25 protein-coding genes, 2 rRNA genes and 2 other annotated features (1 of these 29 cut by a window edge) are annotated in these 26,150 nt (G+C 38.9%); all 27 genes read right to left on the reverse strand.

What is annotated here, in order from left to right:
• Nucleotides 1-8 precede the first annotated feature (8 nt).
• Nucleotides 9-3,542 carry a DNA-directed RNA polymerase subunit beta gene (rpoB, locus tag SJY24_RS29935; RefSeq protein ID WP_000147547.1) on the reverse strand — a complete coding sequence of 1,178 codons (3,534 nt, stop codon included), beginning with the start codon at nucleotides 3,540-3,542 and terminating at the stop codon, nucleotides 9-11.
• Between the two features lie 290 nt (nucleotides 3,543-3,832).
• The gene (locus SJY24_RS29940) at nucleotides 3,833-4,432 is read right to left on the reverse strand and encodes a class I SAM-dependent methyltransferase (RefSeq protein ID WP_377867196.1); all 600 of its coding nucleotides are present in this window, start codon (nucleotides 4,430-4,432) and stop codon (nucleotides 3,833-3,835) included.
• Nucleotides 4,433-4,508: 76 nt separating this feature from the next.
• Nucleotides 4,509-4,868: a 50S ribosomal protein L7/L12 gene (gene rplL / locus SJY24_RS29945; protein ID WP_000159737.1), complete on the reverse strand. Its 360-nt coding sequence runs from the start codon at nucleotides 4,866-4,868 to the stop codon at nucleotides 4,509-4,511.
• A gap of 67 nt (nucleotides 4,869-4,935) precedes the next feature.
• Entirely contained in the window at nucleotides 4,936-5,436 is a 501-nt protein-coding gene (gene rplJ, locus SJY24_RS29950; RefSeq protein WP_000048724.1) for a 50S ribosomal protein L10, read from the reverse strand.
• A gap of 39 nt (nucleotides 5,437-5,475) precedes the next feature.
• Nucleotides 5,476-5,620 (reverse strand) — a sequence feature (ribosomal protein L10 leader region).
• A 49-nt stretch (nucleotides 5,621-5,669) separates the two neighbouring features.
• Nucleotides 5,670-6,362: a 50S ribosomal protein L1 gene (gene rplA, locus SJY24_RS29955; protein ID WP_002074134.1), complete on the reverse strand. Its 693-nt coding sequence runs from the start codon at nucleotides 6,360-6,362 to the stop codon at nucleotides 5,670-5,672.
• Between the two features lie 179 nt (nucleotides 6,363-6,541).
• The gene (gene rplK / locus SJY24_RS29960) at nucleotides 6,542-6,967 is read right to left on the reverse strand and encodes a 50S ribosomal protein L11 (RefSeq protein ID WP_001085872.1); all 426 of its coding nucleotides are present in this window, start codon (nucleotides 6,965-6,967) and stop codon (nucleotides 6,542-6,544) included.
• Between the two features lie 167 nt (nucleotides 6,968-7,134).
• Nucleotides 7,135-7,668: a transcription termination/antitermination protein NusG gene (nusG, locus tag SJY24_RS29965; protein WP_000415796.1), complete on the reverse strand. Its 534-nt coding sequence runs from the start codon at nucleotides 7,666-7,668 to the stop codon at nucleotides 7,135-7,137.
• Between the two features lie 131 nt (nucleotides 7,669-7,799).
• Entirely contained in the window at nucleotides 7,800-7,979 is a 180-nt protein-coding gene (gene secE / locus SJY24_RS29970; protein ID WP_001241321.1) for a preprotein translocase subunit SecE, read from the reverse strand.
• A 32-nt stretch (nucleotides 7,980-8,011) separates the two neighbouring features.
• On the reverse strand, nucleotides 8,012-8,158 hold the full coding sequence (gene rpmG / locus SJY24_RS29975) for a 50S ribosomal protein L33 (RefSeq protein WP_012260172.1): 147 nt from the start codon (nucleotides 8,156-8,158) through the stop codon (nucleotides 8,012-8,014).
• A 130-nt stretch (nucleotides 8,159-8,288) separates the two neighbouring features.
• On the reverse strand, nucleotides 8,289-8,948 hold the full coding sequence (locus SJY24_RS29980) for an RNA polymerase factor sigma-70 (protein ID WP_000387197.1): 660 nt from the start codon (nucleotides 8,946-8,948) through the stop codon (nucleotides 8,289-8,291).
• A 67-nt stretch (nucleotides 8,949-9,015) separates the two neighbouring features.
• Nucleotides 9,016-9,528, reverse strand: a complete 513-nt coding sequence (locus tag SJY24_RS29985; RefSeq protein WP_377867197.1) for an NYN domain-containing protein — start codon at nucleotides 9,526-9,528, stop codon at nucleotides 9,016-9,018.
• Between the two features lie 3 nt (nucleotides 9,529-9,531).
• Entirely contained in the window at nucleotides 9,532-10,275 is a 744-nt protein-coding gene (gene rlmB, locus SJY24_RS29990; protein ID WP_000093762.1) for a 23S rRNA (guanosine(2251)-2'-O)-methyltransferase RlmB, read from the reverse strand.
• Complete coding sequence (locus SJY24_RS29995; RefSeq protein ID WP_000564269.1) at nucleotides 10,272-10,679, reverse strand: Mini-ribonuclease 3; 408 nt, start codon at nucleotides 10,677-10,679, stop codon at nucleotides 10,272-10,274. Before SJY24_RS29995 ends, rlmB begins: the two co-directional genes overlap by 4 nt.
• 2 nt (nucleotides 10,680-10,681) lie before the next feature.
• Entirely contained in the window at nucleotides 10,682-12,079 is a 1,398-nt protein-coding gene (cysS, locus tag SJY24_RS30000; RefSeq protein ID WP_377867198.1) for a cysteine--tRNA ligase, read from the reverse strand.
• A complete protein-coding gene (gene cysE, locus SJY24_RS30005; RefSeq protein ID WP_000476504.1) occupies nucleotides 12,060-12,725 on the reverse strand; it encodes a serine O-acetyltransferase in 666 nt (221 codons plus the stop codon). Before cysE ends, cysS begins: the two co-directional genes overlap by 20 nt.
• Nucleotides 12,726-12,861: 136 nt before the next feature.
• Nucleotides 12,862-13,108, reverse strand: a binding site (T-box leader).
• Between the two features lie 47 nt (nucleotides 13,109-13,155).
• Nucleotides 13,156-14,613 (reverse strand): glutamate--tRNA ligase, encoded by a 1,458-nt coding sequence (gltX, locus tag SJY24_RS30010; RefSeq protein ID WP_377867199.1) that lies wholly within the window; start codon nucleotides 14,611-14,613, stop codon nucleotides 13,156-13,158.
• Between the two features lie 89 nt (nucleotides 14,614-14,702).
• The gene (gene ispF, locus SJY24_RS30015; RefSeq protein ID WP_000488381.1) at nucleotides 14,703-15,179 is read right to left on the reverse strand and encodes a 2-C-methyl-D-erythritol 2,4-cyclodiphosphate synthase; all 477 of its coding nucleotides are present in this window, start codon (nucleotides 15,177-15,179) and stop codon (nucleotides 14,703-14,705) included.
• 117 nt (nucleotides 15,180-15,296) lie between these two features.
• A complete protein-coding gene (ispD, locus tag SJY24_RS30020; RefSeq protein ID WP_000288303.1) occupies nucleotides 15,297-15,977 on the reverse strand; it encodes a 2-C-methyl-D-erythritol 4-phosphate cytidylyltransferase in 681 nt (226 codons plus the stop codon).
• Nucleotides 15,978-15,993: 16 nt separating this feature from the next.
• Nucleotides 15,994-17,103: a PIN/TRAM domain-containing protein gene (locus tag SJY24_RS30025; protein ID WP_000919675.1), complete on the reverse strand. Its 1,110-nt coding sequence runs from the start codon at nucleotides 17,101-17,103 to the stop codon at nucleotides 15,994-15,996.
• A gap of 160 nt (nucleotides 17,104-17,263) precedes the next feature.
• On the reverse strand, nucleotides 17,264-18,337 hold the full coding sequence (gene disA / locus SJY24_RS30030; RefSeq protein ID WP_000392161.1) for a DNA integrity scanning diadenylate cyclase DisA: 1,074 nt from the start codon (nucleotides 18,335-18,337) through the stop codon (nucleotides 17,264-17,266).
• A 3-nt stretch (nucleotides 18,338-18,340) separates the two neighbouring features.
• On the reverse strand, nucleotides 18,341-19,717 hold the full coding sequence (gene radA, locus SJY24_RS30035) for a DNA repair protein RadA (protein ID WP_377867200.1): 1,377 nt from the start codon (nucleotides 19,715-19,717) through the stop codon (nucleotides 18,341-18,343).
• Between the two features lie 95 nt (nucleotides 19,718-19,812).
• Nucleotides 19,813-22,248, reverse strand: a complete 2,436-nt coding sequence (gene clpC, locus SJY24_RS30040) for an ATP-dependent protease ATP-binding subunit ClpC (RefSeq protein WP_000971190.1) — start codon at nucleotides 22,246-22,248, stop codon at nucleotides 19,813-19,815.
• Between the two features lie 22 nt (nucleotides 22,249-22,270).
• Nucleotides 22,271-23,335 carry a protein-arginine kinase McsB gene (mcsB, locus tag SJY24_RS30045; protein ID WP_377867201.1) on the reverse strand — a complete coding sequence of 355 codons (1,065 nt, stop codon included), beginning with the start codon at nucleotides 23,333-23,335 and terminating at the stop codon, nucleotides 22,271-22,273.
• Nucleotides 23,336-23,339: 4 nt separating this feature from the next.
• Nucleotides 23,340-23,888: a protein-arginine kinase activator protein McsA gene (mcsA, locus tag SJY24_RS30050; protein WP_377867202.1), complete on the reverse strand. Its 549-nt coding sequence runs from the start codon at nucleotides 23,886-23,888 to the stop codon at nucleotides 23,340-23,342.
• 167 nt (nucleotides 23,889-24,055) lie between these two features.
• On the reverse strand, nucleotides 24,056-24,517 hold the full coding sequence (gene ctsR, locus SJY24_RS30055) for a transcriptional regulator CtsR (protein WP_377867203.1): 462 nt from the start codon (nucleotides 24,515-24,517) through the stop codon (nucleotides 24,056-24,058).
• Nucleotides 24,518-24,728: 211 nt separating this feature from the next.
• Nucleotides 24,729-24,844 (reverse strand): 5S ribosomal RNA (gene rrf / locus SJY24_RS30060).
• 48 nt (nucleotides 24,845-24,892) lie between these two features.
• Nucleotides 24,893-26,150: ribosomal RNA gene (locus tag SJY24_RS30065) — 23S ribosomal RNA — on the reverse strand; it runs 1,664 nt beyond the window's last position.

Consider the following 26,150-nt stretch of genomic DNA (forward strand, 5'->3'; position numbering starts at 1 on the left):
TATCCCAATTATTCCTTAGTTGTCTCAACTTCGACATTCAATTTATCTGCTGATTGATGATCATCGTCATCTTCCGTATCACGCATTTCAATTTCTGTGTCGTCGCTAGACATCATTTTAACGTCCATACCTAAACTTTGCAGTTCTTTAATCAATACTTTGAATGATTCTGGAACGCCTGGTTCTGGAACATTTTCGCCTTTAACAATTGCTTCATACGTCTTAACACGTCCAATAACATCATCAGACTTCACTGTTAAGATTTCTTGAAGAGTATAAGCAGCACCATAAGCTTCAAGTGCCCAAACCTCCATCTCACCGAAACGCTGTCCACCGAACTGAGCTTTACCTCCAAGAGGTTGCTGTGTTACAAGTGAGTATGGTCCAGTAGAACGAGCATGAAGTTTATCGTCAACCATGTGCGCAAGTTTGATCATATACATGACACCAACAGATACGCGGTTATCGAATGGTTCACCAGTACGTCCGTCATACAGGATTGTTTTCGCGTCATTTGCCATACCAGCTTCTTCAATTGTGCCCCATACATCTTCCTCACGAGCACCATCGAATACTGGTGTTGCAATGTGAATACCAAGATATCTTGCTGCCATACCAAGATGAAGCTCTAATACCTGACCGATATTCATACGAGATGGTACCCCTAATGGGTTTAACATGATATCGATTGGCGTACCGTCTGGTAAGTAAGGCATATCTTCTTCTGGTAAAATACGAGAGATAACACCTTTGTTACCGTGACGTCCGGCCATCTTGTCACCTTCAGAAATTTTACGTTTTTGAACGATATATGCACGTACAAGTTGATTCACGCCTGGTGGCAATTCATCGCCATCTTCACGGTTGAATACTTTTACGTCCAAGATAATACCGCCACCACCGTGTGGTACACGTAGTGATGTATCGCGTACTTCACGTGCTTTTTCACCGAAGATTGCATGTAATAGACGTTCTTCTGCCGTTAATTCTGTTACACCTTTTGGTGTTACCTTACCAACAAGTAGGTCTCCATCTTTTACTTCAGCACCGACGCGAATAATACCGCGCTCGTCAAGGTTACGAAGTGCATCTTCTCCAACATTCGGGATATCACGTGTAATTTCTTCTGGTCCAAGCTTCGTATCACGAGCTTCTGACTCATATTCTTCAATATGAATAGAAGTGTACACATCATCTTTTACAAGGCGCTCACTCATGATGATCGCATCCTCATAGTTATAACCGTCCCATGTCATGAAGCCAACAAGCACGTTACGTCCAAGTGCTAATTCGCCTAGTTCCATAGAAGGACCATCCGCAAGGATTTCACCTTTTACAACTTCATTTCCAACACTTACGATTGGACGTTGGTTGTAACAAGTTCCTTGGTTAGAACGAATGAATTTTTGCATTTTGTAGCGATCTAAGTCGCCTTTTACTATTTGACCGTCAACTTCTACATAGCGACGTACCCAAATTTCACGTGCTTCTACGCGCTCAACAACACCAGGGTGTTTACAGATTACTGCAGCACCTGAGTCTTTTGCTGATACGTACTCCATACCTGTGCCTACAATCGGAGATTCCGGATTCATTAACGGAACCGCCTGACGTTGCATGTTCGCTCCCATAAGTGCGCGGTTAGAGTCATCGTTTTCTAAGAACGGAATACAAGCTGTCGCTGCCGACACTACTTGTTTTGGAGATACATCCATGTAGTCGATGCGCTCTTTATTTGTGACAATGTTTTCACCACGGAAACGAGCTACGATATCTTCATCAAGGAATTCCCCTTCTTCAGATAATTTCATATTCGCTTGGGCTACAACATAATTATCTTCTTCATCTGCTGTTAAATAATCAACATGCCCTGTTACAAGACCAGTTTCTGGGTCAACACGACGGTATGGTGTTTCGATGAAACCAAACTCATTTACTTTCGCGAACGAAGATAATGAGTTAATCAAACCGATGTTTGGTCCCTCTGGTGTTTCAATTGGACACATACGACCATAGTGAGAGTAGTGAACGTCACGTACTTCAAAGCCTGCGCGCTCACGCGTTAAACCACCGGGTCCTAATGCAGATAGTCTTCGTTTGTGAGTTAACTCTGCTAATGGGTTTGTTTGGTCCATGAACTGAGATAACTGAGAACTTCCGAAGAACTCTTTAATAGATGCAATAACAGGACGAATATTGATTAATGCCTGTGGTGTAATTGCATTTGTATCTTGAATCGACATTCTCTCACGAACAACACGTTCCATACGAGAAAGACCGATACGGAATTGGTTTTGTAATAGTTCTCCTACTGAACGCAGACGACGGTTTCCTAAGTGGTCAATATCATCTGTATCCCCTACTTTGTATAGTAAGTTGAAGAAGTAACTAATAGAAGCCAGAATATCACCTGGTGTGATGTGTTTTACATCGCGAGTAATATTTGCATTCCCAATTACGTTGATAGAACGTTCGCCTTCTGATTCTGGAGCATAAATCTTAATAGATTGCAGCTCAACATCGCCTTCTACCACTCCACCCATTGGTTTCGCTGTTTTGAATCCAATGTTCTTCTCTAAGTAAGGTAAAATGCGATCCAGTGTACGACGATCTAAGATTGTTCCTTCTGCCGCTAAAATTTCACCAGTTTCTGGATCCACTAATGTTTCAGCTAAACGTTGGTTAAACAATCTGTTTTTAATGTGTAGCTTTTTGTTGATCTTGTAGCGACCTACATTTGCTAAATCGTAGCGCTTCGGATCAAAGAAACGAGACACAAGTAAGCTCTTTGCATTTTCTACTGTTGGTGGTTCACCAGGACGTAGACGCTCATAAATTTCAAGCAATGCTTTTTCTGTGCTATCTGTGTTGTCTTTTTCTAACGTATTGCTTAAGTATTCGTTATCACCTAAAAGCTCGGTGATTTCTTGATCAGAGCCAAACCCTAATGCGCGTAACAAAACAGTTACAGGAAGTTTACGCGTACGGTCAATACGCACATATACAACATCCTTAGCATCTGTTTCATACTCTAACCAAGCTCCGCGGTTTGGAATTACAGTAGCAGTAAAACCACGTTTTCCGTTTTTATCCACTTTGCCACTATAGTATACGCTTGGAGAGCGAACTAACTGGGAAACGATAACACGTTCTGCACCGTTAATTACGAATGTTCCAGTCTCTGTCATGAGTGGGAAATCTCCCATGAACACATCTTGTTCTTTTACTTCACCAGTTTCCTTGTTGATTAGACGCACTTTTACACGAAGTGGTGCTGCATACGTCACATCACGCTCTTTGCATTCGTCTACAGAGTATTTAGGTTCACCTAAGCTGTAGTCGATAAATTCAAGCGATAGATTTCCCGTAAAGTCTTCGATCGGAGAAATGTCTTGGAACATTTCTCGCAAACCCTCATCAAGAAACCACTGATAAGAAGAGGTTTGAATTTCGATAAGATTTGGTAACTCTAATACTTCACTAATACGGGCATAACTTCTTCGTTGGCGGTGGCGTCCGTATTGAACTAGTTGACCTGTCAACTGCTTCACCCCTCAAATCATGAGTATTATAAATGCACAAAAAAATTTGTGCAAAATCACAAATAAATACAACTACTGCTATTAGCGTAGTTTTTTCTCTTAAAGATAGATACGTTGAGTCTTTCTACCTGCTCAAAAAAGAAAAATGGCTTCTTTAAGAAAACCATCATTCTGTTTCATAATCTGCTGATTTTACTATCTTTTCCAAGAGAAACAAAAATATACATCTTTCTCAACGCAGAAAATCATATATTGGCATTGTATAATGTTAACATAGCCAAAAATAACCGTCAACGCTTTTTTGATTTTATGATATAATATCCTTTTTTCTTTTCTACAACTTCAACTTCAGAAAATACTTCTTCTAGTTTCTTCAGCGCAGATGGTGCACCTTGTTTCTTTTGAATAACAATCCACAATTCTCCACCTGGAACCAAATACTCCACAGCCTTTTCTAAAATCTCGTGCACGACATCTTTACCAGCACGAATTGGAGGGTTAGATAGAATAGCAGCATACTTGCCATCTACATTTTCATAGACGCTACTTTGAAAAATACGTATATTCTCGATTTTGTTATTAGCGGCATTTTCTTTCGCAAGCCCAAGCGCCCTTTCATTCACATCCACCATGTGAACGTCGTGACCTTGAAACTCTTTCGCTAACGACAAACCAATAGGACCGTATCCGCAACCTACGTCTAATATATCACCTTTAATATCCGGCATTTGAAACGCTTCAATTAAAAGACGAGAACCAAAGTCCACTTCGTTTTTCGAGAACACCCCATGGTCAGATAAAAAAGTAAATCGAGATTCACGAAGTGTAAATTCCCATCGTTTACGATCACTTTTACTAGAAGGGTCGTTAGAAAAATAATGGTCTGCCATATGGCCACCTCTTTTCTTTACAGTTAAAAAAAAAGCTCGCATGAGAGCGAGCTTTTTTTAAAGCATCAAAAGTTAATTACTTAACTTCTACAGCAGCGCCAACTTCTTCAAGTTTAGCTTTCATTTCTTCAGCTTCCTCTTTAGAAACGCCTTCTTTGATTGCTTTTGGAGTGTTGTCAACTAATTCTTTAGCTTCTTTTAAGCCAAGACCAGTGATTTCACGTACAGCTTTGATAACTTTGATTTTTTGAGCGCCAGCACTTGCAAGTACTACGTCAAATTCAGTTTTCTCAGCAGCAGCTTCACCAGCGCCACCAGCTACAGCTACAGGAGCAGCAGCAGTTACGCCGAATTCTTCCTCGATAGCTTTTACTAAGTCGTTAAGTTCTAATACAGTCATAGATTTAACTGCTTCAATGATTTGTTCTTTAGTCATTGTAAATATCCTCCCTTAAATAGGTTTGTATTGTTTTATAGATAACAAGTAATTATCTTTTAAAAAATTAAGCGCCTTGCTCTTCCTTTTGCTCTGCAACTGCTTTAGTAGCAAGTGCAAGGTTACGGATTGGAGCTTGAAGAACGCTAAGAAGCATAGAAAGTAAGCCTTCACGTGATGGAAGAGTAGCGATAGCTTTAACCTCATCAAGTGTTACAAGTTTACCTTCGATTACGCCCGCTTTAATTTCTAAAGCTTCATGTTTTGTAGCGAAGTCGTTTAATACTTTCGCAGGAGCAACTACATCCTCGTTACTGAACGCGATTGCGTTTGGTCCTGTTAAGAATTCGTTTAACTCAGCCATTTCAGCAGACTCTGCAGCACGACGAGTTAAAGAGTTTTTGTAAACTTTGAACTCAACGCCAGCCTCACGTAAGTTTTTACGTAATTCTGTTACTTCAGAAACTGTTAAACCACGGTAGTCAACAACGATTGTAGATTTACTCTCGCGAAGTTTTTCAGCGATTTCAGTTACAACTTGTTGTTTAGTTTCGATTACTTTGCTCATGTTATTACACCTCCTGTAGATTATATAGAAGATGTACCGAAAGTGCACTAAAAACCTCCATGCCCAACTTGTAGACATGGAGGCATATAGTCACAGAAAAAAGATTCCGCTTCGTATATTAACACCTAGGTAGGAAATTAAGTCGAATGACACCTACTGTCTACGGTACACTATTAAAATTCACAACATAAATAATTATATTAAAACTTCTTTATGAAGTCAACTTCCAATTTTTACGCAAGTGTAGAAACGTCTACGCGTACGCCAGGTCCCATTGTAGAAGCAACAGTTGCATTCTTCATGTAAGTACCTTTTGCAGCAGCTGGCTTAGCTTTTTGTAGCGTGTCAGCAATTGTTTTGAAGTTTTCTACTAGTTTAGCATCTTCGAAAGATACTTTACCGATTGGAACGTGGATGTTACCAGCTTTATCAACGCGGTATTCAACTTTACCAGCTTTGATTTCGTTAACAGCTTTAGTTACATCGAAAGTAACTGTTCCAGTTTTAGGGTTTGGCATTAAACCTTTAGGTCCTAATACGCGACCAAGTTTACCAACTTCACCCATCATGTCAGGAGTTGCTACTACTACATCGAAATCGAACCAACCTTGTTGGATTTTACCGATGTAATCAGCATCGCCTACGAATTCAGCGCCAGCAGCTTCAGCTTCTTTTGCTTTTTCGCCTTTAGCGAATACTAATACACGTTGTACTTTACCAGTACCGTGTGGAAGAACAACTGCGCCACGAATTTGTTGGTCAGCTTTCTTAGGGTCAACACCTAAACGGAATGCAGCTTCTACAGTTGCATCAAATTTAGCTGTGTTTGTTTTCTTTACTAATTCTACTGCTTCTGTCGCAGAGTAAGCAGCTGCACGATCAACAAGCTTTGCAGCTTCTACGTACTTTTTACCTCTTTTAGCCATTTTTATTTCCTCCTCGAATGTGGTTTTAGCGGAATAACCTCCCACGTTTACGCCTTTTTTTCAGGGCTAACCTGAGGATGCGCGCCACCCTTTTATTTAAAAAACGATAATCATTTACGATAATAAAGGTTGCGAATTGGAATTCCAGACCCGCAACCTTTTTTTAAAAACAAATCGAATTAGTCTTCGATAACGATGCCCATACTGCGTGCAGTACCTTCAACCATACGCATTGCAGCTTCTACGCTAGCAGCGTTTAGGTCAGGCATTTTAGTTTCAGCGATTTCGCGTACTTTATCACGCTTAACAGTTGCCACTTTATTACGGTTTGGTTCACCAGAACCAGACTCAATACCAGCTACTTTCTTAAGAAGAACAGCAGCAGGAGGAGTTTTAGTAATGAAAGTGAATGAACGGTCCTCAAATACCGTAATTTCAACAGGGATGATAAGACCAGCTTGATCTGCTGTACGAGCGTTAAACTCTTTACAGAAGCCCATGATGTTAACACCTGCTTGTCCTAATGCTGGACCAACTGGTGGAGCTGGGTTAGCTTTACCTGCAGGAATTTGAAGCTTTACCATTTTAATTACCTTTTTAGCCACGAGACACACCTCCTTAAGTCCGTGATGTGGTCAATTGGACAGTGATTTGCCCTCCCACGTCATATTTTATCTGTAACGATAAAATCTTTCAAAAAACGTCTCCGATAACGAAGACGTACTGACTTAAAAGATATTATCACTTTTTACAATTCATTTCAAGTTTCATTTTATAATTTTTCAATTTGATGGAAGTCAAGTTCAACTGGAGTCTCGCGACCAAACATGTCTACAAGCACACTAACTTTCTTCTTCTCCACATCAATTTCTTCAATAGCACCTGTATAATCTGCGAATGGACCCTCATTTACACGTACTGTCTCATGAAGTTCAAAGTCGAAATCAACCACTTCGTTGTCCATTCCCATATGTTTCATAATGGTAACAACTTCCTCTTCTAATAGAGGAGATGGTTTAGATCCAGAACCCGAAGAACCAACAAAACCTGTTACACCCGGTGTATTACGAACAACATACCAAGAGTCATCAGTCATGATTAGTTCCACTAACACGTAACCCGGGAACACTTTTCTTTTCATTAATTTTTCTTTACCATTTCTCATTTCTACTTCTACTTCTTCCGGGACAACAACACGGAAAATTTTATCTTGCATACCCATTGATTCTACACGTTTCTCTAGGTTTGCTTTTACTTTATTTTCATATCCAGAATAAGTATGGACAACATACCAACTTTTTTCCATTCATTTAGGACGAGCGTCCTTCCCTCCCTGACGTACATTTTTTTGCGCAAATGAAAAAACCCGTTCACCGGGCTTTTACACAGTTCTTATAAATAACATTATATCATGGATAAGTGCTTCTTATTCAAGAATTAACCAAGAATTAACCGAATTAAAGAAGAAATGCCCATATCAACTACTGCGAAGAAAATCGCAAAGAACACAACTGTAGCGATAACAGTCGCTGTTGAGCGGAGTAATTCATCTTTTTTAGGCCAACTTACTTTTTTCATTTCGCGACCTACATCGCCGAAAAAGTTCGTTAAACGCATCTACGGGACCTCCAGTGTATTATTTCAATTATTTATTTTGTTTCCTTGTGAACTGTATGCTTATTGCATGTTTTACAAAACTTCTTTATCTCAAGTCGCTCTACTGAGCTCGTATCTTTCATCGTAGAGTAGTTTCGATTTTTACACTCTTCACATGAGAGTACAACTTTTTTCCTCATTAGTTACACCAGCCTTGTAACGTTATGTCCCTAAAAATGTATCATACAACAAAAGACAATGTCAATGTCATGACTCTCACTCTCGTTACAAAAAGAAAACAGGTGAATTAATTTACACCTGCGGTATTTTCTATGAATTTAAATTTGTACTCTCTCTCATTTCCATATACCGTTCCAACTTCCTTTTCACACGCTGCAATGCATTATCAATGGATTTCACATGTCTGTTTAACTGTTCTGAAATTTCTTGATAGGAACGGCCATCTAAGTATAAAGAGAGTACTTTTCTTTCTAAATCGCTTAATAATTCAGATATTTTTGATTCTATGTCGGTATATTCTTCCTGACTTATAATCATTTCTTCAGGATCAGTTACTTTCGCTTCCGAAATAACATCTAACAGTGTTCGATCAGATTCCTCATCGTAAATTGGCTTATCTAAAGACACATACGAATTTAATGGAATATGTTTTTGCCTTGTTGCTGTTTTAATAGCGGTAATAATTTGTCGAGTGATACACAGTTCAGCAAATGCTTTGAATGAAGATAGCTTGTCCTCTTTATAATCACGAATAGCTTTAAACAATCCAATCATACCTTCTTGAACAATATCTTCTCGATCGGCACCCACTAAGAAATAAGATCTTGATTTCGCGCGAACAAAGTTCTTATATTTGTGTATCAAATATTCTAGAGCGTCTGTATTACCTTTTCGAACTAACTCAACGATTGCCTCATCCTCTAAATCACGAAATGTAACGTCGCCTACACTTACGAAGCCTGCTTCCACCTTGATCCCTCCGACCGCTATTTATTTAGCAATATTATACAGTAAAAAGATAAAGAGCGTCAATGCTTCAACGCTCTCCTCTTCTTAATTTTTCTAACTTTTCTGTAATATCCTTGCTAAATATCTTTCGCATGGCTGGTTGCTTTTCTTTCGTGTCTTTCGTACGTCTTCTTACTTGTTGCTCCATCGCTTGTACTTCTAACTCTAATTCACGCGCAGATTTCCGAAGGGCACCTTGCGCAAATATAACCCATTGTTCCGTATAATCAGAAGTCGCAACATATATTTGTGTATTAATATTTCTAAGCTCGATTGCAAGTTTCTCTATCTTTTCGTCCGCAGTTTGATTCTTACGTGTGAATATTACTTCCACCCGCGATTGTTTCATCTTTTTTTCAATACCATGGACTGTATAGGCATCAAATACTATCATTACTTTCGTTCCTGTATAACCTTGATAATCCGCCATCTTATCAATAAGCGCGTCTCTTGATGATTGCAAATCTACATCCCGTAGTTCCTTCAAGTCTCCCCAAGCCCCGATAATGTTGTAACCGTCAACGATTAAAATATCGTTCATTTTTTATTTACCAATTTCGTGACGTTTACGATATACCTCATACATTAACAAACTTGCGGCTACTGAAGCATTTAAGGATGTAACTTTACCAACCATTGGTAAAGTAATTAAGAAATCACATTTTTCACCAATAATACGACTCATACCTTTTCCTTCACTACCGATTACTAATCCGATTGGCATTTTACCATCTAAATTACGGTAATCTGTTTTACCTTTGGCATCTGTACCAGCAATCCAAAGGCCACGTTCTTTTAATTCATCAATTGTACGAGATAAATTTGTTACACGCGCAACAGGAATATATTCAATTGCCCCAGTCGACGCTTTCGCAACTGACGCTGTAAGTCCTACCGCTCTTCTTTTCGGAATAATAATTCCATGAGCTCCCGTCGCATCAGCTGTACGCATAATAGAACCTAGATTATGTGGATCTTCAATTTCATCTAAAATTAAGAAGAACGGATCTTCATTACGTTTTTCTGCTACTTTAAATAAATCTTCTAGCTCAGCATATTGATATGCAGCTACTTGAGCAATTACACCTTGATGATTTCCCTCAACTAATTGATCTAATTTCTTCTTCGGTGCATGTTGCAAAATAACCTTATTTTCTTTCGCTAATGCCAGTACAATCTGTACTTGCCCTTTGGCAGCACCTTCTGCGATCCAAATTTTATTAATATCTCTCCCTGATCGTAACGCTTCAATTACAGGGTTACGTCCGATAATATATTCACTACTCATGATGATGTGCTCCCTTCCTTTTCTTCTAAAACAGCAATTGCCTTATATACAATTTCGTCTAATCTTTCACGATTATTTAATAAGTGATGATAACCGATTAGAGCTTCCAACGCTGTACTATATCGGTATGTTTGTACATCCGTATTCTTCGGAACAGTACCCGAATTCGCATTGCGCCCTCTTCTTAGTACTGCCTCTTCTTCCTCTGTCAAAAATGCCGTCTCTAATAAATGATAAACAACTTTCGCCTGTGCTTTTGCCGAAACAAAGCTCGTCCCTAAGCGATGTAATTGATTAGGGCGAACTGTTCCTTTTTGGAGAAGGTGATAGCGGATATATTGTTCATATACCGCATCACCCATATATGCTAACGCTAAGCTGTTCAATTGCTTTGCATCAATCATTTTTATCCTCTTTTCCATCTTGTACCTTGAGCGGTATCTTCTAAAATAATATTACGTTCTTTTAAATCATCGCGAATTTGATCGGATAATGCGAAATCACGATTTTTACGAGCTTCAATACGCTTTTGGATAAGCGCCTCAATTTCTTCATCAAGTAATTCTTCTTGCGCTAATTCTAATCCTAAAATATCAAATAATGTTTCAAGTTGTTTCACGTATGCTCCAATTACAACTTTAGAAGTATGTTCTTCTAATAAATATTGATTTGCGTGATTTGCTACATTATATAATTCAGTAATCGCATTAGCCGTATTGAAATCATCATCCATTGCTTCTTCAAATGCAGCCTGGAATTTTTCCATTTCAGCTAACCATTTCTCATTATGATCTGTTAAATCTGTACTACTTTCCATACGATGCTTTAAATTACCGTAGGCCGTTTTAATTCTTTCTAGCCCATTATTCGTACTTTGTAATAACTCTTCACTAAAGTTAATTGGATGACGGTAATGTACTGATAACATAAAGAATCTAATTAACTGCGGATCATATTGCTTAATGATATCGTGAACTAAAATGAAGTTTCCAAGTGACTTAGACATTTTCTCATTATCAATATTAATATATCCATTATGCATCCAGTAACGTGCAAATGTTTTTCCAGTCAACGCCTCAGACTGCGCAATTTCATTTTCATGATGAGGAAATGCCAAGTCTTGACCACCAGCATGAATATCAATTGTATCCCCCAAATATTTACGCGCCATCGCTGAGCATTCAATATGCCATCCTGGGCGTCCTTTCCCCCATGGGCTTTCCCAGAAGATCTCTCCTTCTTTCGCAGCCTTCCATAAAGCAAAGTCAAGAGGGTCTTGTTTCTTTTCTCCTACTTCAATACGTGCACCGTGACGTAAGTCTGCGATTGGTTGATGCGATAATTTACCGTAACCCTCGAATTCTTTCGTTCTAAAGTACACATCACCTTCTGATTCATATGCATACCCTTTATTCACAAGTTCTTGAATAAATTCAATAATGATATCCATATTTTCCATTACACGCGGATGAACCGTCGCATGTTTGCAACCCAGTGCCGTTACATCTTCAAAATAAGCTTCAACAAAACGATCTGCAATTGTTGGTACATCTTCGCCTAATTCATTTGCAGCCTTAATTAATTTATCATCCACGTCAGTAAAGTTAGATACATACTGCACATCATATCCTTTATATTCTAAGTAACGGCGTACCGTATCAAATACCATAGGTGGTCTTGCATTCCCAATGTGAATGTAATTATAAACTGTAGGTCCGCACACATACATCTTTACCTTATTTTCTTCTAGTGGAATAAACTCTTCTTTTTGACGCGTTAACGTATTATAAATGTGAATAGTCATTTTTATCCTTCCTTTCTACCTTTACTTCGAGTTGCTTTCTCAATTTATCAAGTTCTGCTTCCATAACCTTTAATTTATCAAAAATTGGGTCCGGAAGATCAGAATGATTTAATTCTTGACCAATCTTTACTCCATTTTGAATAACGACTCGACCAGGTATGCCTACAACTGTAGAATGCGCAGGGACTTCTTTTAATACGACAGACCCTGCTCCAATTTTAGAATTCTCTCCAACCGTAATCGAGCCTAGCACTTTAGCACCTGTTGCAATTAATACATTATCCTGAATTGTAGGATGCCTCTTTCCTTTTTCTTTACCGGTACCACCTAATGTAACACCCTGATAAATCGTTACATTATCACCAATTTCACACGTTTCTCCAATCACAACTCCCATTCCATGATCAATGAAAAAACGACGACCAATAGTTGCTCCCGGATGAATCTCAATGCCAGTAAAAAAACGACTTACTTGTGAAATCCAGCGTGCAATAAAGAAAAAATTCCTTTTATAAAAAGCATGTGCAATTCGATGAGACCAAACTGCATGTAATCCAGAGTAAGTTAAAATGACTTCGAAATAACTTCGTGCCGCTGGATCCTGTTCAAAAACGACTCCAATATCTTCCCGAAGCCTCTTAAACATCGATGTTCCCTCCCCTTTATGGGCTGCTTTTTTCGAATGAACTAACTCCCCACTTCCCCCTAAATCTTTATACAAGGAGATAAAACTTATACTCATACCCTATTTTGGTATAAAAAAAAGACGCCTCTGTCATATCGACAGAGACGCCTTATAAGCGCGGTTCCACTCTGTTTAGGCTAAAGAAAGCCTCAAACTCATCCATGATAACGGTTTACACCGCTTCTGTTTACTTTCCGCCCTAAGGCGTTCTACGAAATAATTCGCTGTTCAACAGAAGACTCGAAGGGGCATTTCAAAAATCCGCTTATAAACCACTTCCAGCCTAAAGGTGGTTCTCTCTGTAAAAAGCCTGATTTTCTACTTCTCCTTCTCGTCGCTTTTCCTTATTAGGTTTTAAGTATACTTATTATATTTCTAAATCTAGAAAATGTTAACCAATTACTTTTTGAATACGATTTAAAACTTTTTCTTTTCCAAGAAGAGCAATCGCATTAGGAAGTTCTGGGCCATGCGTTTGTCCAGTAGTAGCAACACGGATTGGCATAAATAAATTTTTACCTTTATGTCCTGTTTCCTTTTGAACTGCTTTAATAGAAGCTTTAACTGCTGCTGGCTCCAGCGCTTCTAGAGCTTCTAATTGACCAGCAAATGCACGAAGCACTTCAGATACTTGTTCACCTTTCAATACTTCCTGTCCTTCTTCTTCATGATCAACATGATCTTTAAAGAACATTTCAGAAAGCTCTACAATTTCAGCCCCAAAACTCATTTGGTCATGATATAAAGCAATTACATCACGAACCCAAGCTTGTTCTTGTTCGCTTAAGTTTTCACCTACGCGACCAGCCTTCACTAAATGCGGTAAGCTTAGTTCAACAACCGTATCTAATTCTTGCTTTTTCATATATTGGTTGTTCATCCATTTTAGTTTTTGAGAATCAAACAATGCAGGTGATTTCGATAAACGAGCTGCATCAAACATTTTGATAAACTCATATTGAGAGAAGATTTCATCTTCTCCTACCGGCGACCAACCTAGTAGTGCAATAAAGTTAAAGATTGCTTCTGGAAGATATCCAAGCTCTTTATATTGCTCAATAAATTGAATAATAGATTCATCACGCTTACTTAATTTTTTACGGCTTTCATTTACAATTAAAGTCATATGACCGAATTGCGGGATATCCCAACCGAAAGCTTCGTAAATCATCATTTGTTTTGGCGTGTTTGAAATATGATCATCACCACGAAGTACGTGTGTAATTTCCATTAAGTGATCATCTACTGCTACCGCAAAGTTATAAGTTGGAATACCATCTTTTTTCACGATAACGAAATCGCCAAAATCATTTGAATGGAATGCCACTTCGTCTTTTACGATATCTTTAAACGTGTAGTCGCGATCAGCAGGTACACGGAAACGAATACTTGGAATGCGGCCTTCAGCCTCAAATCCTTTCATTTGCTCCTCAGTTAAATCACGGTGATTTCCAGCATAACGCGGTGTTTCACCACGAGCGATTTGACCTTCACGCTCTGCTTCTAGCTCTTCTTCTGTCATATAACATTTGTAAGCTAAACCACGCTCTAATAAATCTACATATAATTTTTTATAAATATCTAAACGCTCTGTTTGACGATATGGTCCAAATTCACCACCAACATCAACACCTTCATCCCAGTCCATACCGAGCCATTTCAAGTATTTTAATTGGCTTTCTTCTCCACCAGCAACATTACGTTTTACATCAGTATCTTCAATACGAATAATAAACTTACCATCTTGATGACGAGCAAATAAATAATTAAATAATGCCGTACGCGCATTTCCGATATGTAAGTGTCCTGTTGGACTTGGCGCATAGCGCACTCTCACTTGCTTTTCCATAATTGGTACACCTTCCATTCTTAATGTCTACACATTTTATAATTGTACAACAAAAAAATGTGATTATCCATCTTACGAATTAAAAACCATTATTTTTTCTGCAATAATACAACTGCTTGAGAAGCAATCCCTTCTTCTCTACCTGTAAACCCTAATTTTTCTGTTGTTGTTGCCTTTACATTAATATTATCAACAGACGTTTCTAATAGTTCACTAATACGTTTGCGCATGCTTTCAATATGCGGCGCCATTTTTGGCTTTTGAGCAATAATTGTACAATCTAGATTCCCTAGCTCGTAACCTTGTTCACGCACAAATTCCCAAACTTTCTGTAACAATATAGCTGAATCTGCATCTTTAAAGGCAGGATCTGTATCTGGAAAATGCTTTCCAATATCTCCTGCTGCAATTGCTCCTAAACACGCGTCAGCAATCGTATGTAACAATACATCCGCATCCGAGTGACCGATTAATCCTTTCTCATGAGGAATTGTAATTCCGCCGATAATTAATGGTCTACCTTCCGCAAATTCATGTACATCAAAACCTTGTCCAATTCGAAACATCCTTTGCATCCTCCTCAAGCTAAACTACTGAGCTTTATGATTCTATATTATATCGCTATCCCTATAAAGAAAAGCCCGGCCGTTGCCGAGCTTTTCTTTACTATAATGCCATCACTACTATTTCTTCTGGACATGAAGGAAACTTTCAGCGATTAACAAATCCTCCGGGGTCGTCACTTTAATATTATAGTAACTCCCCTCTACTACACCTACTGGCTTCCCGATACGTTCTACGAGACTTGCATCATCTGTACCAAGGAAACAACTCTGCTTTGCACTTCTATGAGCTTCTAATAACAGAGGAACAGAGAACCCTTGCGGTGTTTGAACTGCTTTAAGCTGAGAACGTTCTACCGTTTCAACAACAACACTCTGTTCTACTTTCTTAACTGTATCCTTCACTGGCACTGCACAAATGGAAGCACCATATTTTTCTGCTGCAGTTAATACATCTTGAATCATTTTATTCGTTACGAACGGGCGCGCACCATCGTGCACGAGAACATACTCAACTCCGCTCACATGATGCAGTGCATTATATACGCTATCTTGTCTTTCCGCTCCGCCCTGAATAAATTGCACCTGTTTTCCAACTGGGTACTTCTGCATTAACTCCTCAAAATAAGGACGTTCCTCTTCATTAATTGCCATAATAATACTTTCACATGCTGTATCTTTTTCAAAAGCGCGTAATGTATGCACAATAATCGGTACTTCATTTATAAGTAAGAACAACTTATTTTTGCCAGCACCCATCCGTTTCCCTTGACCCGCTGCTGGAATAATTAATGTATACATATTAAAAATCCCCTACTTATAATGCTTTTTCTAATAATTTACGTTTTGCGAATATCATACGACCAGCCGATGTTTGCAATACACTTGTAACAAGTACATTGAGTTGTGAACCGACATATTCTCTACCGTCTTCTACTACAATCATCGTGCCATCATCTAAATATGCAACACCTTGATTTTGTTCTTTACCATCTTTCACAACATAAACACTTAGTTCTTCGCCAGGGAGTACAACTGGTTTAATTGCATTTGCTAAATCGTTAATGTTTAACACTGTTACCCCTTGTAATTCAGAAACTTTATTTAAGTTGAAATCATTTGTTACAACAGTTCCACCGGTGATTTTCGCTAACTTTACAAGCTTGCTATCCACCTCTTGGATATCCTCGAAATCGCCTTCATAAATTTCTACCGGAATTGGCATCTCTTTTTGAATACGATTTAAAATGTCTAACCCTCTGCGACCACGATTACGCTTTAACGCATCGGAAGAATCGGCAATATGCTGAAGTTCTTCTAATACGAATTGTGGAATCACAATTGTTCCTTCTAAAAACTTTGTTTGGCAAATATCAGCAATACGTCCATCAATAATTACACTCGTATCGAGAATCTTCCAGTGAGCTGTAGACTTCTCTACTTCTCCCTCGGCCTCTTCAGTCTCACTATTGTTCTTTTTCTTACCACCACGTTGCGGTAATGTAAATAACCCTAGCAATTCATTTCTCTTTTTAAACCCTACTTGGAACCCTAAATATCCAAGTAAAAGGGTAAAGAACACTTGCAATACTGTACTAATGACTGGAATTGTAAATTCACGAATTGGTATTAAAATTAAATATGCAACAATAAGACCAGAGATCAACCCTAATGTACCAAATAAAACATCTGCTACAGGCGCCTTTACAAGGGCCTCTTCGATATGCTTAATAAGTTGAACAATATAATCTACAAGCCAAAATGTTGTTAAAAATAAAATAATTGCACCAATAACCGCCCGAACATACGATCCTTCAAGCCATGGAACAGCACCTATGTCCAATACATTAATAACTTTTGGGATTAAGAAAATCCCTAACGCTCCCCCGATTACTAAAAAGAAGAGCTGTACGATCCGTTTTAACATCCAACCACCTCCTACTCATTATTAACCATTGTTTTGCTAATCAAAACGCCGAATGCAAAAGCGGACGTGTTTTTTTATAAATAGTTTTATTTACCAATATACCATATCATATACCAAAAATGTTCTAGTGTCGTTATATTATGGAATCAATGTAATATTCTTAATTGTGTCTACTCATATAGAGATGCTCTTGAATTCTTTTTAGGCCTTCTCGTATTTTCTTCGCCCTAACTTCTCCAATTCCTTCCACATCATCCAATTCATTAATAGTTGCGCGACAAACACCCTGCAACGTTTTAAAGCGATTAATTAAATTTTCAATGATAAGTGGTGGAACGCGAGAAATTTTGCTTGCGATTCGGTATCCTCTCGGTGTCACACTTTCCTCTAAGCTCATTTGTCCTGGATAACCAAGCAACTTAACTAAATCGCTATCCTCTAGAAGTTGTGTATTTGCAAGATCTTGTAACTTCTTCAAAATTTGATGGTGATCTTGCGTTTTCTCTTGATAGTAATCCTTAATCAATAGCGCTGCCTCTGCTTCTAAATCAGCTAGTAATTCTGTGAGTTGTAAACGAATTAATCTTCCTTCTGTTCCTAACTCATGAATATAGCTCAATATTTCATTTTTAATACGCAGTACCATTTCGACACTATGTAAAACATGAACTACCTCGGACATTGTAACGACCTCTTCAAATTCTAGAATGCCCAAATTCGTAATCCCATCATTCCATACAGCTTTATATTTTTCTAACGTTTGAATAGCTTGATTTGCCTTTGTCAAAATTACACCTATATCTTTTAGTGTATAACGTAAGTTCCCTTGATATAGTGTAATTACGTTACGTCTTTGTGAAATAGCCACAACAAGACTAGCCGTCTGCTTTGCTACACGCTCTGCCGTTCGATGACGCATACCCGTTTCAATAGAATCAATGGATGGATCTGGAACTAATTGTGCATTTGCAATTAAAATTTTGCTCCCAGTTTCATTTAAAATAAGTGCCCCATCCATTTTTGCTAATTCATATAAACTAGCCGGTGAGAATGCACAATTAATGTGAAATCCTCCATCAACAATACTTTTAATCTGCTCATTATACCCAAGAACAATTAGCCCTCCAGTTTGCGCACGAAGTACGTTATCTATCCCTTCGCGTAGTGGTGTTCCTGGGGCAACGAGCTGTAGAATGTTAATCATACTTTTGACACGTTGCTTGTTTTCCTCCATAGCCTAGCCTCCTAATGTCAAACGAAGCGCTTCTCCTAAATTAGAAACACCCACTACCTCAATCCCATCTGGAATCGTCCACCCTCCCAAATTTTTTCTAGGAATAATAGCACGTTGAAATCCTAATTTCGCTGCTTCTTGTACACGTTGTTCAATTCTTGATACTCTTCTTATTTCTCCAGTTAGGCCTACTTCTCCTATTACCGCATCGGTTGGTGCAGTAGGTTTATCTCTGAAACTTGAAGCAATACTTAATGCAACGGCCAAATCGATTGCTGGTTCATCTAATTTCAAACCACCCGCGACTTTTAAATACGCGTCTTGATTTTGCAACAATAAACCGGTTCTTTTTTCTAACACTGCCATAATAAGTGAAACGCGGTTATGATCAATTCCCGTCGCCATTCTTCGAGGATTTCCAAAACTAGTAGGAGAGATTAATGCTTGTATTTCTACTAAAACCGGTCTTGTTCCTTCCATTGAAGCAACCACTGTGGATCCTGCAACTCCAACTGGACGTTCCTCAAGGAAAATTTCAGAAGGGTTTAGTACCTCTGCAAGACCTAGCTCCTTCATTTCAAAGATACCCATTTCATTTGTGGAACCAAAACGGTTTTTCACAGCTCGCAAAATACGATATGTATGGTGACGATCTCCTTCAAAGTAAAGAACTGCATCAACCATATGTTCTAACATACGTGGTCCTGCAATTGCCCCTTCTTTTGTCACATGTCCAACTATAAAAATAGGAATCCCTTTCGTCTTTGCAAGTTTCATTAATTCCGCTGTACATTCACGTACTTGCGCGACACTTCCTGGGGCTGACGTCACTTCAGGTAAATGTATCGTTTGAATGGAGTCAATAACAACAAAAGCTGGATTCATCTCTTCAATGTGCGATGCAATTCGCTGTAAATCAGTCTCTGCTACAACAAATAGATTACTACCCTTTACATGCAAACGATCTGCACGAAGTTTAATCTGCTTTGCCGACTCCTCACCCGATATATATAGTACATCATATGAAGAATCTGCTAATTGCGATGAAATCTGTAATAGCAATGTTGATTTTCCAATCCCAGGGTCTCCACCAATAAGTACTAAGGACCCATCTACAATCCCACCACCAAGTACACGGTTAAACTCTTGGAATTTCGTTTCAATACGCGCCTCTGACTTTGTTTCTACTTCTGTTAGGCGTCTTGGTTTTGTTACTTCTGATTGGATTGCATTGACATAATTAAGGCGTCTTGATGATACAACCGGTTCCATCTCTTCAACAAGCGTATTCCATTGACCACATCCAGGACATTTCCCCATATATTTTGGTGACTGATAACCACATTCTTGACATGTAAACTTTGTTTTCTTTTTAGCCATATCTTTTTATAGTTCACTTCACTTTCATCTATAAACGTTTATCCTTCTCGTACAAGAAAGAGGGCTATCGCGTAGCCCTCTTTGTTTGTCTATACTTATTTTACCTTTTCCGCACTATGAATGACAAATGATTCTCCTTCTACATCAAAGATAACTTTTTGTCCTTTCTCAATAGCGCCTTTTAACAGTTCTTCTGACAGTCTATCTTCCACATGCTTCTGAATTGCCCTACGAAGTGGACGAGCACCGTACTCACGATCAAATCCTTTATCAGCAATCGCTGCAATCGCTCCTTCTGTTAGGTGTAATTCAATCTCTTGTTCTTTTAAGCGCTTCACTAACTGATTAACCATAAGTGTTACAATCTCTTGAATATGTTTTTTCTCAAGCATATGGAACACGATAATTTCATCAATACGGTTTAAGAATTCTGGACGGAATGCCTTTTTCAGTTCATCCATTACTTTACCTTTCATATCTGAATAATCGCGGCTCTCATCTTGTACGTTAAAGCCAAGGTGTTTATTACGTTTTAACGCATCTGCACCGACGTTAGACGTCATAATAACAATTGTATTACGGAAATCAACTGTACGCCCTTTAGAATCCGTTAAACGACCATCTTCTAATACTTGTAGTAAAATATTAAACACATCAGGATGAGCTTTCTCTACCTCATCTAATAGAACAACCGAATATGGCTTACGACGAACTTTCTCTGTTAATTGTCCACCTTCTTCATATCCAACATATCCTGGAGGAGATCCAACTAAACGAGAAGTAGAATGCTTCTCCATGTACTCAGACATATCGATACGAATCATCGCATCCTCATCACCGAACATAGATTCTGCCAACGCTCTTGCAAGTTCCGTTTTACCTACACCTGTTGGTCCTAAGAAAATAAATGAACCAATCGGGCGCTTCGGATCTTTTAATCCTGCTCTTGCACGACGAACAGCTTTTGCCACAGCTACGACTGCTTCATCTTGACCAATTAAACGATCATGTAAAATTGATTCTAAGTTTAATAATTTATCTGTCTCTGTTTGTGCAAGTTTAGAAACTGGGATACGTGTCCATGTGGAAACGACATTTGCAATGTCTTCTACTGTTACTTCTGAATTTTCTTTTCCTTGTTGCTCTTTCCACTGGCGTTTTGTATCTTCTAACTTTTCACGTAAACGTTGTTCCATATCACGTAAGGAAGCAGCTTTTTCAAATTCTTGACTTTGTACAGCTGCATCTTTTTCTTTTCTAATTTCCTCAAGCTTCACTTCAAGCTCTTTTAAGTTCGGTGGTGTTGTGTAAGAACGTAAACGTACTTTTGATGCAGCCTCATCAATTAAATCAATTGCTTTATCAGGTAAGAAACGATCTGTAATATAACGATCTGAAAGTTTTACAGCCGCATCGATTGCATCATCTGTAATAGATACACGGTGATGCGCCTCGTAACGATCACGTAAACCTTTCAAAATTTGAATTGATTCCTCTAAACTCGGCTCATCAACATGGATTGGCTGGAAACGTCTCTCTAAAGCTGCGTCTTTTTCAATATATTTACGATATTCATCTAAAGTTGTCGCCCCAATACATTGCAATTCACCGCGAGCTAAAGATGGTTTTAAAATATTTGACGCATCAATTGCACCTTCTGCTCCACCTGCACCAATTAATGTATGAAGCTCATCAATAAATAGAATAATATTGCCCGCTTGACGAATTTCATCCATCACTTTCTTTAAACGGTCTTCAAATTCACCACGATATTTCGTTCCAGCTACAACTGTCCCCATATCTAATGTCATAACACGCTTATCTCTTAAAGTTTCAGGAACTTCATTATTTACAATTTGCTGTGCTAACCCTTCTGCAATTGCTGTCTTACCTACACCAGGTTCTCCAATTAATACTGGATTGTTTTTTGTTCTACGGCTTAACACTTCAATTACGCGTTGAATTTCTTTACTACGTCCAATAACAGGATCTAAACGATTTTCACGTGCCACAACTGTTAAATCACGTGCTAAACTGTCAAGCGTCGGTGTATTTGCATTTGTTGATGAACCACCTTGGTGACCTGAACTAGCTTCGTTACTTCCAAGAAGTTGCAGTACTTGTTGTCTTGCCTTGTTTAGACTTACACCTAAATTATTTAAAACACGTGCCGCTACCCCTTCACCTTCACGGATTAAACCAAGTAAGACATGTTCTGTTCCAACGTAGGAATGGCCCAGCTTACGCGCTTCATCCATAGACAACTCAATAACCTTTTTAGCACGAGGTGTGTAATGTACTGTTTGTGAAGCTTCTGTTCCACGCCCAATTAATGCTTCTACCTCTTTTTGAACTTTCTCTGGACTTAATCCAAGAGCAATTAACGCTTTTGCTGCAATCCCTTCGCCTTCGCGTACAAGCCCAAGTAAAATATGTTCTGTACCAATATTATTATGCCCAATGCGAATTGCTTCCTCTTGAGATAAAGCTAATACTTTCTGTGCTCGTTCTGTAAATCTTCCAAACATCATAGAAATCGCCTCCTACTTGCGCTTAGTTTTGTTCAATACGTAATCGCTCACGGATTAAGGTTGCTCTTCGATAATCTCTTTCTTCTGGCCCTAAAGGTCCTCCTGCATATTGCTGCAGAATGCCTGGCTGAGTAAGGACCATTAACTCAGTCAAAATATTTCTTGATATCCCTTTTATATATCCTAGGTCAATACCAAGTCGTACATCGGATAAACAAGTAGCCGCTTCCGCAGATTGGATTAAACGACTATTGGAGAGTATACCGTAAGAACGATATACTTTATCTTCAAGCTCAATACTTGAATTTTGTACGATTAATTCTCTAGCTATTTTTTCTTGTTGTATAATTTGTTGAATGACACTCTTTAAATCTGCAATAATATCTTCTTCTGCTTTACCTAGTGTCATTTGATTGGACACTTGAAATATATTACCTAACGCTTCGCTACCTTCACCGTATATTCCTCTTACTACTAGCCCTAATTTTTGAATTACTTGTATAATACGGTTAATCCTTTTCGTTAAAACGAGTCCCGGTAAATGAATCATTACAGAGGCCCTTAATCCTGTACCAACGTTAGTAGGACAACTCGTAATATATCCAAGTGATTCATCAAAAGCGTATTCAACTTCTTCCTCGATCCAATTATCTATTTGATTGGCACTCTGAAGCGCCTTTGATAACTGTAACCCTGAAAATAAACACTGAATCCTAACGTGATCCTCTTCATTAAGCATGATACTAATATGTTCACTTTCTGATAGTAAACATGCTCCGTATTCTGTTCCTGCAAGATTTGGACTAATTAAATGTTTCTCAACTAAAACCCTCCTTTGAAGAGGATTTAATTCATTCATTTTTAATAGTTCAAACTTCCCAAAAGGTTCTACCGGTTTATTTACAAACTTCTTCTTAAATAATTCATGAATCTGTTTAGCTTCTTTCTCGTTTTGCATAGTAGAGAATTGATATTTTTTTAAATTACGAGCCAAACGAATTCGACTACTTAAAACAATATCAGAATCAGGGCCATCTCCCTTCATCCACGGACTAATTGCTTCGTTCATAATTCTGTCCAGTGACATAGAACTATTCCCCCTCTCTATGCTCACTAAGCCGATTTTCAAGACCTCGAATTTCATCTCGTATTTCAGCTGCTTTCTCAAACTCCTCTTTTTGCACAAATTGCTTCAGAGTGAGTTTTAGTTCATCTAATTCTTTCTTTAAGTGGATATTTCCTTCTATACGCTCTGGAATTTTTCCACAATGATCTGTATGTCCACCGTGTAGACGTTTTAATAATGGTTTTAAATGCTCTTTAAATGTATCGTAACAAGAAGCACAACCAAAGCGTCCCACTTTTGTAAATTGTTCATATGTCATCTTACAATCTGGACATCTTAGTATATTTGTATTTGAAAATGTATTTTGTCCTTCTTCAACCATTGCTGATTCACCATGTAATAATCCAGCTAATAATTCATGGAATGAAAAATTAGACTGCTGTGATTGAAAGAAAGACGTATAGCCACTTTGTTCTGCACATTGCTCACAAAGATGAACTTCCGCCTTTTTCTCGTTGATTACTTTTGTATAATGTAAAGTTGCTGTTCTTATATTACAATTTTGACAAGTCATCGCTATCCCCACCTTTACAACAGGAACGATCTATCTCATGATACTTTTCATACATTACTAGATTGTTCTCTTGCCTTAATCCATTTAATAAAAGCACATGTACCCTTCAAAATCCCTACAATATTAAACTGCATTATCTTAGTTATCATTTTTTACAAAAGTTATATTTATTTATATTTCAGTGTTCTTAACATTGCGCATAATATTCGAGCCCTAAGTTCATCTCGAGAAGGAACATCCATTAATAATACAGAACGATCTAGTACACTTAACATAAGTTTAGCTTCACGATTTGTTATGATGCCCTCTTCTATTAAACGTATAACCAGACTTTCTGCATTTCCTTGTGCAACGCTATGATCAATCATATGAAGCATTTGATCAATAATGTCTATATCGTCATGCAGTTTGACTTTTATAATGCGAATGTAACCTCCTCCACCTCGTTTACTTTCTACTACGAATCCTCTTTCTAACGTAAAACGGGTATTGATTACATAGTTGATTTGAGACGGAACACAATCGAATCGATCCGCGATCTCATTCCTCTTGATTTCAATCACATTATTATTACTTAAGTCAATAACTTGCTTTAGATATTTCTCAATGATATCAGATATATTTCTCATTTATCCGCCACCTTTATTGACTTTGACTATCTTTGACTTTAATTATATACGTATTAAAAAAATTTGCAACTCTTTTGCTTATTCACTATCCTAGCCACATTTCACAGTCTTTAATCAAAAGGACGATTTTTTAAGTAAAGATTTTTTAAATTACTATGAATTATAAAAGAAAACACGAAAAAACACGAGTCAAATGACTCGTGTCTTAGTTGCTTGGCGACGTCCTACTCTCACAGGGACAAGGTCCCAACTACCATCGGCGCTAGAGAGCTTAACTTCCGTGTTCGGTATGGGAACGGGTGTGACCTCTCTGCCATCATCACCAAACTATGAAGGCATATTCCTTCAAAACTAGATAACATTGCTACATATTATATGGTTAAGTCCTCGATCTATTAGTATTCGTCAGCTCCACATGTCACCATGCTTCCACCTCGAACCTATCAACCTGATCATCTTTCAGGGATCTTACTAGCTTACGCTATGGGAAATCTCATCTTGAGGGGGGCTTCATGCTTAGATGCTTTCAGCACTTATCCCTTCCGCACATAGCTACCCAGCTATGCCCTTGGCAGAACAACTGGTACACCAGCGGTGCGTCCATCCCGGTCCTCTCGTACTAAGGACAGCTCCTCTCAAATTTCCTACGCCCACGACGGATAGGGACCGAACTGTCTCACGACGTTCTGAACCCAGCTCGCGTACCGCTTTAATGGGCGAACAGCCCAACCCTTGGGACCGACTACAGCCCCAGGATGCGATGAGCCGACATCGAGGTGCCAAACCTCCCCGTCGATGTGGACTCTTGGGGGAGATAAGCCTGTTATCCCCGGGGTAGCTTTTATCCGTTGAGCGATGGCCCTTCCATGCGGAACCACCGGATCACTAAGCCCGACTTTCGTCCCTGCTCGACTTGTAGGTCTCGCAGTCAAGCTCCCTTATGCCTTTGCACTCTACGAATGATTTCCAACCATTCTGAGGGAACCTTTGGGCGCCTCCGTTACACTTTAGGAGGCGACCGCCCCAGTCAAACTGCCCACCTGACACTGTCTCCCGGGTCGATAAGACCCGTAGGTTAGAATTTCAATACAGTCAGGGCGGTATCCCACCAGCGCCTCCACCGAAGCTAGCGCTCCGGTTTCAATGGCTCCCGCCTATCCTGTACAAACTGTACCAAAATTCAATATCAGGCTACAGTAAAGCTCCACGGGGTCTTTCCGTCCTGTCGCGGGTAACCTGCATCTTCACAGGTACTATAATTTCACCGAGTCTCTGGTTGAGACAGTGCCCAAATCGTTACACCTTTCGTGCGGGTCGGAACTTACCCGACAAGGAATTTCGCTACCTTAGGACCGTTATAGTTACGGCCGCCGTTTACTGGGGCTTCAGTTCAGAGCTTCGCTTACGCTAACCCCTCTCCTTAACCTTCCAGCACCGGGCAGGTGTCAGCCCCTATACTTCGCCTTACGGCTTCGCAGAGACCTGTGTTTTTGCTAAACAGTCGCTTGGGCCTATTCACTGCGGCTTTCCGTTAAGAAAGCACCCCTTCTCCCGAAGTTACGGGGTCATTTTGCCGAGTTCCTTAACCAGAGTTCTCTCGCACACCTTAGGATTCTCTCCTCGCCTACCTGTG

This window comes from Bacillus sp. R86525 (genome assembly GCF_042466195.1).
In the GTDB taxonomy this organism is placed as follows: Bacteria; Bacillota; Bacilli; order Bacillales; family Bacillaceae_G; genus Bacillus_A; species Bacillus_A nitratireducens.